This is a genomic window from Mesorhizobium sp. B1-1-5 (assembly GCF_006443065.1).
In the GTDB taxonomy this organism is placed as follows: Bacteria; Pseudomonadota; Alphaproteobacteria; order Rhizobiales; family Rhizobiaceae; genus Mesorhizobium.
The window spans coordinates 1-1,018 of the sequence record NZ_VFWS01000679.1; the positions used below are offsets into that span (position 1 = coordinate 1).

General features: G+C 63.6%; 1 protein-coding gene and 1 pseudogene. One reads left to right on the forward strand and one right to left on the reverse strand.

The window, feature by feature from the left end:
* Positions 1 to 200, forward strand: a 200-nt coding sequence (locus FJ980_RS35070; protein ID WP_210243797.1) for a hypothetical protein, incomplete at its 5' end; no start/stop codon positions are given.
* A 122-nt stretch (positions 201 to 322) separates the two neighbouring features.
* On the opposite strand, the pseudogene FJ980_RS34330 reads toward FJ980_RS35070, so the two are convergent.
* Positions 323 to 1,018: pseudogene (locus FJ980_RS34330) on the reverse strand (DSD1 family PLP-dependent enzyme); the annotation flags it as partial.

Sequence of the window (1,018 nt, forward strand, 5' to 3'; positions counted from 1 at the left end):
ATAACCTGCCCTCAATTGGTATGGAGAACAGGGAATTCCGCCATATCATGGACGATCTGCTGAAATTCTCGCTTGAGGGGATGGCGCTCCAGTTGGAAATCTCCAGGCGCCAAATTGCCAACTATAGAGGATCGACACCGATCCCCAATTCAATCGCGTTGGCTACTCGATATCTCGCCGAGAAGGCCGGTCAACGATGACCCCGGCTGGAGGCGGATAGGCTCGCTGACTGTTCCAAGCATGCGCATCGTGGCTTTGGGTTGACGGCCGATCTGTTGCATCGAAGCGTCTGGTTTGACCTCATCGTAACGAGGCACCATGCCTACCCCATCGGCAGCGCGGGCCAGCGGTCCACGAGGCTGCCGCCCGAAAAAACCGCGATCGATCCGAACTGCTGCAGCACCGCCTCGCTTTGCGTCGGACGCAGGAAGACGTAGTCGCCGGACCTGGTGGTGGCATCGCCGGGCAGGCCCATGAATTGCTGGTTCGAAGAAAGGCCAAGCAGGCCATTGGTCTCCATGCCTTCGGGAAACACCGGTTCGGCCATCCATTTGCCGCCATAGAGATAGCAACCCTTGCGCGGAAACCGGCCGATCGTCTGCAGCAGGCGGGTGACCGCCGGCGGGCCTGGCAGCATCGGCTCGACCACCTTGAGGATCGGCGTGGCGATGAAGGCCGCGGGCTGGAAGCCGTCGAGGCCGGGCGTGTCGAAATCCCCGGGCAGCACGAAGGCCGACCCGATCGACACTTCGTTGGCCATGCCGCCATGGTGAAGCAGTGCCGTCTTCGAGCCGCCGATGTTCAGTATTCGGCGCTGGTCCTCGCCGAGAGCCGCGAGGAACGCCGCGGCCCGCTGCGACGCATCTGCCAGCGCCTTTTTGGGACCGCCGAACAGACCGGGAATGTGCGGCGCGTGCGCCTCGTTGGCCATGACGCCTTCGCAGCGCAGCCGGGCGGGCAGCGCGTTCAATGCCTTCGACAGCGCGCGCGGTTCCGGGAACCCGCCCCGATGCAGCCC